Below are 14057 nucleotides of genomic sequence, written 5' to 3' on the forward strand. Positions count from 1 at the left end.
ATGGCTCAATGTTACTTGGAAATCAAGCAGCTTCCCCCGGCGGCGCGATACTTTTCGCAAAGCGCTGCGGCTTCATCTTTGGAGCCGACCGGGATGCGGACACGGTAGAAAGTGCCCTTACCGGCGATATCTGCCCTGCGGATTTCATGGGCGCGGCCACCAAGCACGCCGGCGAATTTCTTCGACAGGTTTGCATAAGATTTATTGGCCTCATCCTCCGACGGCAGCGATGCTATCTGGAGGCCGTAGCCGCCTGCAGATGCGGCTTGCTGCGGCTGGGCGGCGGCCGGCGTTGCGGCGGGGACCTGCGTCGGCTTCGGCTGCTGCACGGGCGTGCGGACGTTACCCTTGTCGGTAACCGTGCCGACGACGTTGACGGGCTGCTCGGCCGGGCGGGCGATCGGAACCGGGGCCGTATCGGCGATCGTTGCCGTCTTGACCGGCCGTACCGGCGCATCGACCGGCGCGGGATTTGCCGCCCCCTCATCGGCACTTGCGGCAGGCGACGGCTGCGCCGGTGCAGCTTGAACTGGTGCTGCAGAACGCGCATCGGCGGAAGCAATCTCGGCGCTTGCCGGGAAGCTTGCAGCCGTTCCGGCGACCGGCGGCGCGATCGGGGCCGACGGCGCAGACGGGGCGGACTGCGCCGTCACTGGCGTCTGGGCAGACGGCATCGGCTGAGCAGGCGGCGTCGGCTGGTCGACCGGCGCGGACTCCTCACGGGCGACCAGCGTGCCGTCAGGCTTGACGATCATCGTGCGGACCTTGCGCGGCGAAACGGATGGCGCCTTGTCAGCGTCGCTTGCGGAATTGTCGTCCGCGTTGGCGTGGTTCGGCAGCAGACGCGGATCCTCCGTCTCGCCAACCGCCGTCGGCGTGACACGATCGTCAGCGCCGGCGTTCTCGTCATCCTCTGGCAATGCCTCCGGCGTCAAGGTTCGCTGGACGACATCGACCGGCGCCTCGTCCGAAGAGACGAGCGCCTTCTGCTTCGGCTCCTCGGCGGAACCCGCAACGCGGTCGTAGACGGCCTTATCCTGGTTCGGAACCGTCTTACCACCGGGATTTTCCGGAACGACCTTGACCGGCTCCTTGTCCGCGGTGATCACACGCGGCTCGCCGGATGCGACAATACCAAGCCCTACGCCGTTCGAGACGGAAGAATAAACGCCATAACCGACCCCGGCGAAGACCACCAATACCACGGCCCCGGCCAGCAGCCGGCGCATCGACCGGGCGCGGCTGAAATCAGCAGTCTGGCTTGCCGACTCGATGTGGACCTCGGAGGTTTCCCGGCGCTCGACCGGCTCGCGCACGCTGCGGCGGAAATCCTCCTCCAGCGCTCGTTCGAAATCATCGAGACCGTCGGCTATCGTCGGCTTGACCGGCGTTGCCGCAGCAGCAGCCATATTACGGGCGGACGCCGCCGTTTCCCGCGGCTTGGCCGGCTCGAAGAAGCTCGCAATCTCCGCATCGAGATCGAAATCGAAATCCGCAGTTTTCGCGACCGGAGCGGGCTGCTCGACCGGCGGCAGCGCCGGCACATGCATGTCCTCCACCGTCTCGGGACGATCCTCCGGATCGGAGATCATCGCCGGATCGAAGGGCAGATCTTCGGTCGATTCAGCGGCGGACGCCTCTGCAGCGGGTGCCCAGTTGAAAGCCGGAGCCGGAGCTGGGGCCGGCTGCTCGGAAACCAGGGCCGGCGCCGGCTGCGCCGGAACAGCGGCCTGCGGGTACTCACGCGTTGCCTGCTGGGGCGCGGCGGGCGCCGGCTGCGCCTTTGGCTGCGGCGCAGGCTCGGCTGCTTCGGAAAAATCAAGATCGGCAAGTTCCAGCTCGATACCGGCGAGGTCCAGTTCGAAATCGTGGCCCGCGAAGGGATCATCGGCTTCCGGCGCTGGCTGCGGCGCCCGTGAATAGGCCGTTGCGACAGGCTGGGGCGGCATGACCGCGGCAGGCTGCGGCGCGACCGGCCTTGCGGCTTCGGCAGCATGGGCAGGCGCCATTTCGATCGGAGCGGACAGGACCGGTGCCGGAGCGATCTCCTCTGACTGAACCGGTGCGGCAGTGATCGGGGCGACTTCGACGGGAGCGGGCTCCGGCGCAGCCGGCGCCAGATTGGCGCGCTGCAATACCGGGCGGGGCACGGGATAGCGCGAGACGTCGGCCAGCAGGTCGTCCACATCGAAGGTGCCGGCGGTATGCGGAACTTCAGGTCCGACCTCGGTCAGCGCCGCATCGGCCTGGATCTCGCCCTCGACGGCGGCCGCGAGATCGAAACCGGCGTCGGAGCCGATCTCTTCCAGATCATCCTCGACTTCAATGAATTCCCGGGCTTCAGCAGTTTCTTGCGGTGCAATTGCCTCGTCGTGGCGATCGAGCTCGGCGGGAAAGCCGAACGACGGCGCTGCGGACACAAACTCCTCGGGAGGTTCGACGGCCGCAACGGGCGCCGGCTGCTCGATAACGGGCTCCAGCTCGGCGGAGGCGAGATCGGCAACCGCTGCTTCAGCCGCCGGTTCAGCGACTGCTTCAGCTGCGGGCGCAGCGACTACTTCGGCGACCGGTTCGACCACTGCCACCGGCTCCTCACGTTTCAGGGCGTGGAAATTGGCGAGCGGCAGCCTGATGCTGGCGGCCGACCATTGCGGGGCTTTGGCGGGCTGCGACAGTGAAGAGACCGGCGCCGCACCGATCGACAGCTCAAGTTCCTCGATCAGATCGCGGGCGCCGCCGAAAGCGGCTTGGGTCGGCACCTCGGAAACAGGATCGATGGACAGCTGGTGGGGACCGGCCGCTCGGTCGGCGGCGGCTACGTCCCAGTTCCTAGCCGGAGGTTGCGCAGCTTCTTCCGCGGCGACGGGACCAACGGAGACGGGCTCCGGAACATCCGCGTTTACGGGAGAAGCATCGAGAACGGGCTCGACATAGTCTTCGGAAGCGAAGCCGTCGGAGATCGGCTCGGCCGGCCGATCGAGCTCGGCCAGCGGACGCGGTGAATCGTAGCGATCGAACTCCCGCCCGAGCTCGTCTTCCAGATCGAAGGCGGGTTCGCGCCGGGCGGCGTCGCTTATGGTATTCGCTGCAACACGCGGCTCGAAACCGACGATCCGGGCAAGTTCGGCCAACGGATCGTCGTCGGCAAACAGATCTTCTTTTCCGCGCGTATCATACGCAAGTTGTTTCTCAGCCATGCCTATCCCACTCGCAAACGCCAACGCTCAAATGCCAGCGCATTGTGGGTAAATGGTGACGTTATCGCATTTCGTCAGGTGCGGCAGTGCCTGTAATGGCAAGTCCCGACTTCAAAACCGACGCGACGGCGTACACCAGCCCAAGTCTGGCAATACTTGATTCTCGGTTTTTATCATTAACAAATCGTAATTCCGGCTGATCTTTACCTTTGTTCCAGTGCGCGTGGAAGGAACTGGCGAGGTCATAGAGGTAAAAAGCGATGCGATGCGGCTCCTGCGCCTGGGCCGCCGCCTCGACCACACGCGGGAATTCGGCAAGCTTGGCGACGAGCTGTAATTCCGCCGGATCTTCAATGCCAGCAACGGCTTTCGCAAGATCCTCTGGCGAAACATCGAGGCCGGGAAAAGCCTCCCTCGCCTGCCGGAAGACCGACATGCAGCGGGCATGCGCATATTGAACGTAGAAGACGGGATTATCCTTCGACTGTTCCGTCACTTTGGCGAAATCGAAGTCGAGCGGTTCGGAATTCTTGCGATAGAGCATCATGAACCGGACCGAATCACGGCCGACTTCCTCGACGACATCCCGCAGCGTGACGAAATCGCCGGAGCGTTTCGACATCTTCACTGGCTCACCGTTGCGATAGAGTTTGACGAGCTGGCAGAGCAGCACCGTCAGCTTCGCCTTACCCTCCGAAACGGCGCGTGCAACCGCTTCCAGGCGCTTGACGTAGCCGCCATGGTCGGCGCCGAGCACATATATCATCTCCTCGAAGCCGCGGTCGAACTTGTTCTTGAAGTAGGCGAGGTCGGCGGCAAAGTAGGTGTAGGAGCCGTCCGACTTGATCAGCGGCCGGTCCATGTCGTCGCCTACCTCGGTCGAGCGGAACAGCGTCTGCTCGCGATCTTCCCAGTCCTCGGCAACCTGACCCTTCGGCGGCGGCAGCGTGCCCTTGTAGACATACCCCTTGAAGGTCAGGTCGTTGATCGCCGTGCGGATCGCCGCTGCGCCATTGGCATGCAAGGCGCGCTCGGAGAAGAAGGTATCGTGATGGACGTTCAGCGCCGCCAGATCTTCGCGGATCATCGCCATCATCGCATCGATCGTGCGATCCTTGACGATCGGCATCCATTCCTCTTCCGGCATACTGTGCAGCCGGACACCGTAATCGGCGGCAAGCGACTGGCCGACGGGCACGAGATAGTCGCCCGGATAGAGACCCGACGGGATTTCGCCGATCCGTTCACCCAGCGCTTCGCGATAACGCAGGAAGACCGACCGGGCGAGCACGTCGATCTGCGAACCGGCGTCGTTGATGTAATATTCCTTCTCGACGCCGTAACCGGCAAAGGCGAGCAGGTTGGCGAGCGCATCGCCGACGACGGCGCCGCGGCAATGGCCGACATGCATCGGGCCGGTCGGATTGGCCGAGACATATTCGACGTTGACCTTGCGACCTTGGCCTAGGGTCGAGCGGCCGTAGTCGGTGCCGGCGCCGATGACGGAAGCCAGCAGCCGCTGCCAATAGCCGACGGCGAGACGGATGTTGATGAAACCGGGACCGGCCACGGAAACATCGGCGACGTCGGCGTCCTCCTTAAGCTTGGCGATGAGGACATCCGCAAGGGCGCGAGGATTGGTGCCGAGCGGCTTTGCCAGCACCATCGCGGCATTGGTTGCAACGTCGCCATGACTCACATCGCGCGGCGGTTCGACCGTGATGCGGCCGAAATCGAGCTCAGATCGCTTTTCCCTGACCAGATCGATCTGTTCAAGGGCGGTTTTGATCCTGGCTTCGAAGTCGGTAAAAAGGTTCATCGCACTCTTCCATGCATAGGCTGTGCCAAAGGGGCAAATCGGCCTTCGGCGGGCGACCGCTGCCTATCGCAAATCCGGAGTGTGGTCAAACAATCGCCTGTGGGCACTGATCGCATAGGTGTCGGTCATGCCGGCGAGGTAATCGCCAACATGGCGAGCCTTGGGCGCGTCGGCGAGCCCGGCGATATGATCGACCCAGTAATGGCTCTGCATCTCCTTGGGACTGGCCATGTAGGCGGCAAAGAGGTCCGTGACGATCTGGGCAGCACCGGCGCGGATGCGCATAATATCGGGATTGCGGTAGATGCGCTTGAAGAGCATTGCCTTGATCTGCCTGTCGGTTTCGGCCATGCCTTCGGAAAAAGTGGCGATAACCCGGTCGGCGCCGCGAATGTCGGCTGCGTTCTCGGGACGAAGAAGTGAAAGGCGCTCTTGCGCAACGCCGATGACGTCCTCGACCATGCGGGTGATCTGGCGGCGCATGATCTCGTGGGTGAAACGGCTTGGTTCCAGATGCGGATAGCGCCCCCTCACCTCGGCCATCAATCCCGCAAGAAAGGGGATTTCCTCCAGCATGTCGAAACTCAGATAGCCGGAGCGCAGGCCGTCGTCGATATCGTGTGTGTTGTAGGCGATGTCGTCGGCAATCGCCGCGACCTGGGCTTCCAGGCTGGCATAGGTTGCGAGTTCGAGATCGTGCAGTTCGCAATAATCGAGGATCGGCTGCGGAACCGGACCGCGCGTGCCTGCCCCTTCCGGCGTCAGCAGCGGACCATTGTGCTTGACCAGGCCTTCGAGGCTTTCCCATGTCAGATTGATGCCGTCGAATTCGGCATATCGCCTCTCGAGCTTGGTCACGATGCGCAGCGATTGGGCATTATGGTCAAAGCCGCCATAGGGCAGCAGCACCTCGTGCAGCGCGTCCTCGCCGGTATGGCCGAACGGCGTGTGGCCGAAATCGTGCACCAGAGCCACGCCCTCGGCCAAATCCTCGTCAAGTTTCAGGGCGCGGGCAAGCGCGCGGGCAATCTGCGCCACCTCGATCGTATGCGTCAGCCGGGTGCGGTAGTGATCGCCGTCCTGGGCGATGAAGACCTGGGTCTTGTGCTTCAGCCGGCGGAAGGCGGTTGTATGAACAATGCGGTCGCGGTCGCGTTGGAAATCGGAGCGAGTCGGACTGCTGTCTTCCGGATAGAGGCGCCCACGCGTCGTCCACGGGTCGGCCGCATAGACCGCCCTCTCGCTGCCGCCGAAACCTAAAGCCCGCCTGTCAATCGTCATTCTTCACCGTCATTCTGCCTGTTGCCGCATCTGCCCATTGACGCCGCTTTGCCCTCTTCATACCTATAGCCCGACGAAACGGCAAAGCGGCATTCGCCGACCGCTTCGGCGCATCATGGCCTTTTTGCGAAGATCATGGTAAGTTCCTTTGATATCAGGCATTTGAACATTCGAGTGCCAAAATCCATTCTCTCCGGATCTTGACCCCGGCAGGAGGAAATATGACGGATACGAGTGTAACTCTTTCGGATGCCGCGGCAAAGCGTATCGCCGCGATCGTCAGTGCTGAGGCCGGCAAGAGCGCGCTGCGCGTTTCCGTCGAAGGCGGCGGCTGTTCGGGCTTTTCCTACAAGTTCGATCTTGCCGACAGCGCTGGGGATGACGACATCGTCGTCGAAAAGAACGACGCGAAGGTGCTGATCGACAGCCTGTCGCTCGTCTATATGGCAGGATCCGAGATCGACTTCGTCGACAATCTGCTTGGCCAATCCTTCCAGATCAAGAACCCGAATGCGGTGGCAAGCTGCGGCTGCGGCACCAGCTTCTCGATCTGAATATCCGAACGCAGAACGTTGTCCCCAACGACCGGCGGAAGAATTCCTTCCAGCCGGTTTATCGGCTTGTCCAGCGGCGAAAGACCGCGATAAAAGGAGCGCACTGAAGCGCGTCGCGATCTTTCAGATTCGCTTGGCCCACGCTTTAGCTCTTTGGTTTTCCGCATGTCGTCAATCGCAAAACCGCCGCACGTTTTTGCGTGACATGCCCTAGCGAACGGGACAGAGCATGAAGATCGCGACCTGGAACATCAACGGCGTCAAGGCGCGCATCGACAATCTCACACAATGGCTCAAGGATTCCGATCCCGATATCGTCTGCCTGCAGGAGATCAAGACGGTCGACGAAGGCTTTCCCCGGCTGGAGATCGAAGCGCTCGGCTATCATGTCGAGACGCACGGCCAGAAGGGATTCAACGGTGTCGCGATCCTCTCCAAGACTTCACCTTTTGAAGTCAACCGCGGCCTGCCCGGCGACCCGCTAGACGAACAGGCGCGTTTCCTGGAAGCGGTGTTCACGCTGCCCGACAGCCGCATTCTGCGCGTCTGCTGCATCTATCTCCCGAACGGCAATCCCATCGACACAGAGAAATACCCCTACAAGCTCGCGTGGATGGAGCGTCTGAGGAGCTTTGCGGCCGAACGGCTGGCCTATGAAGAGATGCTGGTGCTTGCCGGCGATTACAACGTCATCCCCGAACCGCACGACTGCTTCGATCCCAAGGTCTGGGAAAGCGATGCGCTGTTTCTGCCGCAGACGCGGCAGGCCTTCCGCAGGCTCGAAAATCTCGGCTTGATCGATGCAGTGCGCGCGACGACGGACGCGACGCGTCTCTATTCCTTCTGGGATTATCAGGCGGGTGCATGGCCGAAGAACAACGGCATCCGCATCGACCACCTGCTGCTGTCACCCGAAGCAGCCGACCGGATGACGTCGGCTGCTATCGAAAAACATGTGCGGGCCTGGGAAAAGCCGTCCGATCATGTACCGGTGATCGCCTATTTCGATTTCGCGGCCTGACACTCCGAGCCCATGGCAGCGCATCATTTCAGGGCGCGCGATGGAGACGCGTGGGTTTGAATGCAGCGTGGCGCTGAACGGAAAGCGTCAGTCGGAACCGCTCGCAATGGCGTGCGACAGCGAAACTGCCGTGCGACGGTCGGCCTCATTGGCAACCGAGAAGGCCTGCTCCTGCAGCGCTTCCATCCAGCTGCAATCCTTCGGCTTGCAGCGATCGAGAGCGGCGGTCATCAGCGCGAGACCGCGAGCCGTCTGGCCTTCGTCGAAAAGGATGTTTCCGAAAACGGCCATGGCACCGGGATGGCCACTCTTGCGGGCCTGGTTCAACCACTTTTTCGCCTGCTGCGGGCTGGAACTACCGCCCTCGCCGGCCAGCATCATCTGCGCCAGCTGGAACTGTGCTTCGGGAACGCCAAAGGTGGAGGCCACCTGGAAATAAAGCTGGCGCGCCTGAGTGAGATCGATCTTGACAGGGCTGCCGGCGATACCGTGCTTGTAGTAATTGGCGAGCGAGAGAAGAGCGTTGACGAAGAAACCTGTGTCTTCCGAGCCGGGTTCGACACCCTGCTGGGCGATCTCACTATAGATCTTGAAGGCTTCGAAATCGTCCTGGGTGACGCCGTCACCATCGGCATACATGTTGGCGAGCGCCCAGCGCGAACCGGTATGACCCTTTTCGGCGGCGTATTTGTAGGCTTCTACCGCCTCCTCCTTCTGTCCGTTTTTATAGGCCTTGAAGCCGAACTTGAACAGATCGAAAGGACCGGACTCCTTGCTGACGTCGCTCTTGATGTCGAAAGCGTGAACCGGACCGGACAGCGATATTGCCACCCACATGCTCATCAGCATGAATTTGAACAGTTTGAACTCGGACGTTACCATTTCAACCGATTTCTTTCGTTCATCGCGCGCAGCCGGCGCTAACGCCGGACATACCGCGGATGTATTCTTTCGAGGCGAGCGATCCCGCGGCGGGCTCCATGGCCCCTTTGCCCGCGTCGCATCCAGCCCATAGGCCTTTTCTCAAAGGCCGAATTTTCAGCACATCATTCAGGACCACCCGGCTCCCGGCATGGTCCGCCTGCAACCTTCTCGGCGCTCTTTCGACGGGCGCGCCATCCGCCTTCCCGCATTTATCGCATTCGTAATTGCCAAATGTGACCAAACCGGTATCGACATCTGCCGTTAAGCTCGCCTGCCTGTTCGAACGGGCAGAGAACGACGGCAATGGGTGGATCGATGGCATAACCGTGAGGCCGAATTTATGGTCGCAATAGCCTTGTCCGGAAAGAAAAACGGCCGCAATCATGCGGCTGTCGCCACTTGCGCCGTACGATCCGCTGTTACCGGAAAAAAATCGACTCATGCTACTGATTACACGCACCGTAAGTCTGCCATCACCTCGCCCGCAAATACCGCTGCGCTCTCTTTGTGGCGGGAAATGGACAAATTCACCCCATCGCCACCATACGCCATTCGTCGTAAAAAACTGTTGCTGAATCGTCACAAAACGAGACCAGAAAATAACATGATTAATGGGCGCACATAAAGAAGAGCCCGGCAGTGCCGGGCTCCTCAATTCTTCAGAACGTGGAATTAGAACTTGATCTTTATGCTTGTCGACAGTGCAGCGACCAGATCATCGTCAAAGGAATAGGAGACATCATCTCCGTATGTGACGCCATTTCGGGTGACAGCACCAGACGAACCGCTCGTCAACACGCCCACGGCACCGGCAAAGCGCCACTCGATATGTTCCGTCGGCGTATAGGCCCCACCGAGACCGAGCGTCCAGCTGTCTGTCTGTGCGCCATAGCCCTGGCTTGTGCCGCGGTCCCATGTCAGGCTGACTGCACCGGCCCATTGTTCATTGAACTTGTGGCCGACACCGCCGGAGATCGTCCAACCATCACGATAAAGAAGGTCGAGCGAGGTTAGACCACCGGCGGGGCAAGGCAAGCCGTTGGTCGGGCAGAATGTTACCGACTGCAGGACGCTCCAATTCGTCCATTTAACCGATCCGAATGCAAGCCAATCCGGAGCAATGCCGCTTTGCAGCTTCAGCTCCAGGGAATCCGGCGCTTCAGCGGAACCGGAAACAGGTGTGACCAGGCCCCCATATAGCGGCACAACTGGAACTTGACGGAGATCAACAGTCCCGGACAGGTCATCGTACTTGACGCGGCTGTTATAGACGAGACTCGCACGCATCGCGTATTCGGGAATCTCGTAAGCGAGACCGGCGCGCCAGCCCCAGCCGCTATCATCGATATCCAAGCGGCCGACGCCGGTTCCGTTACCGAGCAGAAGCGGAAGCGTTGAAACCAGACGTTCCTTGAAACCTTCGACTTCCTGATAGAAAGCGCCGCCAATGAAGCGAAGCTGCCCAGGGCCGACGTCAAAACGATAGGAGCAGGTCCCGCCATAGTTGCGGGTCTTGATCTCCGTCTCAATGTTATTGTTGGCGCCGGCCCAGTTCAGACCGGGGTTGGTATGCCCACCAAAGGGCTCCGAATAGTCGACGAGGCAGTCGATCGTATCGGCGAAACCGGCCTTAAAACCAATATAGGGGATGGTGTAATTTGAGGTATCGTCGGCCGTGTCTGGACGGCTGTTCAGATTGCCGCCCCCTGTAAATATCGACGTATTCGTGTCTCGGACATCCTTCAGCTTACGCTGCGGCGTGACGTAAGTCACGCCCGACTGAAATGAGAAAGGCGACGTATCGAACAGCTGATCGATGTTATAGCCGCCGCGCTCCAGGCCACCGGCGAAGGATGGCGAGGCAAGCGACGAAAGAAAAACGAGCGACGTTACGCCCTTGGAAAACATACGCGATGCCATTGTGTCTCCCCCACTCCAGCAATTGATGTACGCCACTTTAGTAAGCGTTCGCTCGACATGGCAACGCGCCCCACGGCGTCGCTCCCAGGCATTGCAGCGGCTAACTTACGTAAAGAAATTGACGGACACGTCAAAAAATCTGGTTAATAGAATACTATTCTAGAGTTATCAATTTTGAGTTTGGCTTTTGGGTTTTCATTCCAAACATCGCAAATGCTGTATCAATCCAACAACAGTCACAGTTTTCACCAAATGGATAACCGCAGAGCCAAAATCCACGGGCTCAGCCCCTGAAATCAGCAGCGTTCAAGACCGAATCAGAAGCGCCCCAAAAACCAAAAGACGCGCCCGATGGGGGCGCGTCCTTGATATAAATTACCAAAATCGGCGATAAAACTTATCCGGCTTCGCTCACCCTCGAAAGGGCGGTTTTCAAGCTGGCGCTCTGCCCCTTCAACTCATCGAGACGCTCGCGCTCGGCCTCGACCACCTCGGGGTTGGCATTCGCGACGAACTTCTCGTTGGAAAGCTTGCCATTGATGCGAGCGATTTCGCCATCCATCTTGGCAATCGCCTTTTCCAGACGGGCCTTTTCGGCGGAAAGATCGATCAGATTGCCGAGCGGCAGGCAGACAGTGGCTTCGGCGACGACGATCTGAGCCGCGCCCTTCGGCGCATCGTCGGAAAGCGATATCGCTTCCACGCGGGCAAGCCGCTTGATGGCGGCGTCGTGGCGGAACAGCCTTTCGCGCGTGAGATTGTTGGCCTTGACGACGACCAGCGGGGCGGTCGCCGACGGTGGCACGTTCATTTCGGCGCGCACGGAGCGGATGCCGGAAACGAGGTCGATCAGCCAATTGATCTCGTCGGCGGCTGCGTTATCCGCATAGGACGGCGCCGGCCATTCGGCATGGCAGACCAGCGTGTCGCGTTCCTTGCCTTCGCCTGCGGTATGCGCCCAAAGCTCTTCGGTCATGAAAGGCATGAAGGGATGCAAGAGCTTATAGATCTCTTCGAGAATATAGGCGCTGCAGGCCTGGGCTTCGGCCTTGGCGCCCTCGTCATCGCCATTGAAGACCGGCTTCAGAAGCTCGAGATACCAGTCGCAGACTTCGTTCCAGACGAAACGGTAGAGCGCGCCGGCGGCATCGTTGAAGCGGAAGGCTTCAAGCGCTTCCGTTACGTCACGTTCCGTACGGGCAAGCTCCGTCAGGATCCAGCGGTTGATGGTGAGCTCGGCGGCCTCCGGCACGAAGTGCGGATCGCTCTTAGCACCATTCATCTCGGCAAAACGCGTGGCGTTCCAGAGCTTGGTGCCGAAATTGCGGTAGCCGGCGATGCGGGCCGGATCGAGCTTCACGTCACGGCCCTGTGCGGCCATGATCGCCAGGGTGAAGCGCAGCGCGTCGGCGCCGTATTCGTCGATCAGTTCCAGCGGGTCGATGACGTTGCCCTTCGACTTCGACATCTTCTGCCCGTTCTTATCGCGCACCAGTGCGTGGATATAGATCGTATGGAAGGGTTCGACGGAATCGCCATTCTCGTCCTTCATGAAATGCAGGCCCATCTGCATCATGCGAACGACCCAGAAGGGGATGATATCGAAACCGGTGACGAGGACATTCGTCGGGTAGTAACGCGCAAGTTCCGGCGTCTCGTCGGGCCAGCCGAGCGTCGAGAAAGGCCAGAGCGCAGAAGAGAACCATGTGTCGAGCACGTCCTCGTCCCGCGTCAGGATTTCGCCAGGCTTGAAGTTTTCGAGCAGGTCCTCGACATAGGCCTTCATCGGCCCCTCATGCGAGAGGTAATGCTGGATCGCCGCCTGCAGCGCCTCCTCCTCGGTTTTTTCGACGAAGACCTGACCGTCGGGGCCGTACCAAGCGGGAATCTGATGGCCCCACCAGAGCTGGCGGGAGATACACCACGGTTCGATGTTCTCCAGCCAATTGAAGTAGGTGTTTTCCCAGTTCCTGGGAATAAATCTGGTCCTTCCCTCGCGAATGGACTCCAGGGCAGGCTGCCCCAATGTCTTGTTGTCGACAAACCATTGTTCCGTCAGCCGCGGCTCGATCGGCACGCCGCCACGGTCGCCATGCGGGACCATATGTTTGTGCGGTTCGATCTTGTCGAGAAGGCCGGCCTCTTCGAAGATCTCGACGATGACCTTGCGTGCATAGAAGCGGTCCTGCCCTTCCAGACGGTCCCAGGCGCCATGCAGCGCCGCCGGATTGTCGAGACCTTCAAGGAAATCCTCATTGTCCTTGATGGCAATGGTGCCATCGACGTTCATGACGTTGATCGCCCGCAGCTTCGCGCGCTTGCCGACTTCAAAGTCGTTGAAATCATGGGCAGGCGTGATCTTCACCGCACCTGTGCCGGCCGTCGGATCAGCATAGGAATCGGCGACGATCGGTATCCTGCGGCCGACGATCGGCAGGATCACATGCTTGCCGATGATCGGCTTGTAACGCTCGTCTTCGGGATTCACGGCAACGCCGCTATCGCCGAGCATCGTCTCCGGCCGCGTCGTGGCGACAACGATATAGTCACGCGTCTCGAACTCAGTCGGCTTGCCTTCCTCGTCGAAGGCGATCGGATATTGATAGGTGACGCCGGGCTCGAGCGGATAGCGCAGATGCCAGAGATGACCCTTGACCTCGTGTTGTTCGACCTCCATGTCGGAAATCGCCGTCAGGAGTTTTGGGTCCCAATTGACGAGGCGCTTGTCCTTGTAAATCAGGCCTTCCTTATAGAGCGTGACGAAAACCTCGAGAACGGCTTGCGACAGGCCTTCGTCCATGGTGAAGCGCTCGCGTGACCAGTCGCAGGACGCGCCGAGGCGCTTCAGCTGGTTGAAGATCAGACCGCCCGATTCCGCCTTCCACTCCCAGATCTTGTCGATGAAGGCTTCGCGGCCCATCTCGCGGCGGCCCGGCAGCTGCTGCTCCATCAGCTTGCGCTCGACGACCATCTGGGTGGCGATGCCGGCGTGATCCATGCCCGGCTGCCAGAGCACGTCCTTGCCGCGCATGCGCTCGAAGCGCACCATGATGTCCTGCAGCGTATTGTTCAGCGCGTGCCCCATATGGAGCGAACCGGTGACGTTTGGCGGCGGGATCACGATGGTGAAGGTCTCGGCCCCCGGTTTGGCGTTCGCGCCGGCGCGGAAGGCGTCCGCCTCATCCCATTTCGCGGCGATTTTCGGTTCGACTGCGGCGGAATCATAGGTCTTGTCGAGCATTTTCTGACCAATTTCGAGGTTCGAGGATGGGGGGTTGTAAATAGGATGGCCACGGCCAAGTCAATAAAAAAGCCGCCCCGGAGACCGGAGCGGCTTTTCC

The 14057-nt window shown here is 60.5% G+C and carries 9 protein-coding genes; 2 read left to right on the forward strand and 7 right to left on the reverse strand.

The window, feature by feature from the left end:
- Positions 1-11: 11 nt before the first annotated feature.
- From CO660_RS10735 to CO660_RS10745, 3 genes are all read right to left on the reverse strand, one after another.
- Positions 12-3197 carry an SPOR domain-containing protein gene (locus CO660_RS10735; RefSeq protein WP_097598655.1) on the reverse strand — a complete coding sequence of 1062 codons (3186 nt, stop codon included), beginning with the start codon at positions 3195-3197 and terminating at the stop codon, positions 12-14.
- A gap of 61 nt (positions 3198-3258) precedes the next feature.
- Positions 3259-5016 carry an arginine--tRNA ligase gene (gene argS / locus CO660_RS10740; RefSeq protein ID WP_097598656.1) on the reverse strand — a complete coding sequence of 586 codons (1758 nt, stop codon included), beginning with the start codon at positions 5014-5016 and terminating at the stop codon, positions 3259-3261.
- Between the two features lie 63 nt (positions 5017-5079).
- Complete coding sequence (locus tag CO660_RS10745; protein WP_097598657.1) at positions 5080-6297, reverse strand: deoxyguanosinetriphosphate triphosphohydrolase; 1218 nt, start codon at positions 6295-6297, stop codon at positions 5080-5082.
- 221 nt (positions 6298-6518) lie between these two features.
- Here CO660_RS10745 and erpA point away from each other — a divergent pair, with 221 nt between their 5' ends.
- Together erpA and xth are read left to right on the forward strand one after the other, a co-directional pair.
- A complete protein-coding gene (gene erpA, locus CO660_RS10750) occupies positions 6519-6851 on the forward strand; it encodes an iron-sulfur cluster insertion protein ErpA (protein ID WP_097598658.1) in 333 nt (110 codons plus the stop codon).
- A gap of 229 nt (positions 6852-7080) precedes the next feature.
- Positions 7081-7872, forward strand: coding sequence for an exodeoxyribonuclease III (gene xth, locus CO660_RS10755; protein ID WP_097598659.1), 792 nt, complete (start codon positions 7081-7083; stop codon positions 7870-7872).
- A gap of 87 nt (positions 7873-7959) precedes the next feature.
- Here the strand turns inward: xth and exoR are convergent, their stop codons facing one another.
- The 4 genes from exoR to CO660_RS10775 form a co-directional block, all read right to left on the reverse strand.
- Positions 7960-8754: an exopolysaccharide production regulator ExoR gene (gene exoR / locus CO660_RS10760; RefSeq protein ID WP_097598660.1), complete on the reverse strand. Its 795-nt coding sequence runs from the start codon at positions 8752-8754 to the stop codon at positions 7960-7962.
- A 19-nt stretch (positions 8755-8773) separates the two neighbouring features.
- On the reverse strand, positions 8774-9238 hold the full coding sequence (locus CO660_RS10765) for a hypothetical protein (RefSeq protein ID WP_097598661.1): 465 nt from the start codon (positions 9236-9238) through the stop codon (positions 8774-8776).
- Between the two features lie 230 nt (positions 9239-9468).
- Positions 9469-10716, reverse strand: coding sequence for an OmpP1/FadL family transporter (locus CO660_RS10770; protein ID WP_097598662.1), 1248 nt, complete (start codon positions 10714-10716; stop codon positions 9469-9471).
- 397 nt (positions 10717-11113) lie between these two features.
- The gene (locus tag CO660_RS10775) at positions 11114-13957 is read right to left on the reverse strand and encodes a valine--tRNA ligase (RefSeq protein ID WP_097598663.1); all 2844 of its coding nucleotides are present in this window, start codon (positions 13955-13957) and stop codon (positions 11114-11116) included.
- Between the last annotated feature and the right edge of the window lie 100 nt (positions 13958-14057).

This window comes from Rhizobium sp. L9 (assembly GCF_002531885.1).
Lineage (GTDB): Bacteria > Pseudomonadota > Alphaproteobacteria > Rhizobiales > Rhizobiaceae > Rhizobium.

What these genes read in the sequence shown, in the direction of transcription:
- CO660_RS10735 (WP_097598655.1), bottom strand. Translation starts at nt 3,197, where the DNA reads ATGGCTGAGAAACAACTTGCGTATGATACGCGCGGAAAAGAAGATCTG.
- argS (WP_097598656.1), bottom strand. Translation starts at nt 5,016, where the DNA reads ATGAACCTTTTTACCGACTTCGAAGCCAGGATCAAAACCGCCCTTGAA.
- CO660_RS10745 (WP_097598657.1), bottom strand. Translation starts at nt 6,297, where the DNA reads ATGACGATTGACAGGCGGGCTTTAGGTTTCGGCGGCAGCGAGAGGGCG.
- erpA (WP_097598658.1), top strand. Translation starts at nt 6,519, where the DNA reads ATGACGGATACGAGTGTAACTCTTTCGGATGCCGCGGCAAAGCGTATC.
- xth (WP_097598659.1), top strand. Translation starts at nt 7,081, where the DNA reads ATGAAGATCGCGACCTGGAACATCAACGGCGTCAAGGCGCGCATCGAC.
- exoR (WP_097598660.1), bottom strand. Translation starts at nt 8,754, where the DNA reads ATGGTAACGTCCGAGTTCAAACTGTTCAAATTCATGCTGATGAGCATG.
- CO660_RS10765 (WP_097598661.1), bottom strand. Translation starts at nt 9,238, where the DNA reads ATGAGTCGATTTTTTTCCGGTAACAGCGGATCGTACGGCGCAAGTGGC.
- CO660_RS10770 (WP_097598662.1), bottom strand. Translation starts at nt 10,716, where the DNA reads ATGGCATCGCGTATGTTTTCCAAGGGCGTAACGTCGCTCGTTTTTCTT.
- CO660_RS10775 (WP_097598663.1), bottom strand. Translation starts at nt 13,957, where the DNA reads ATGCTCGACAAGACCTATGATTCCGCCGCAGTCGAACCGAAAATCGCC.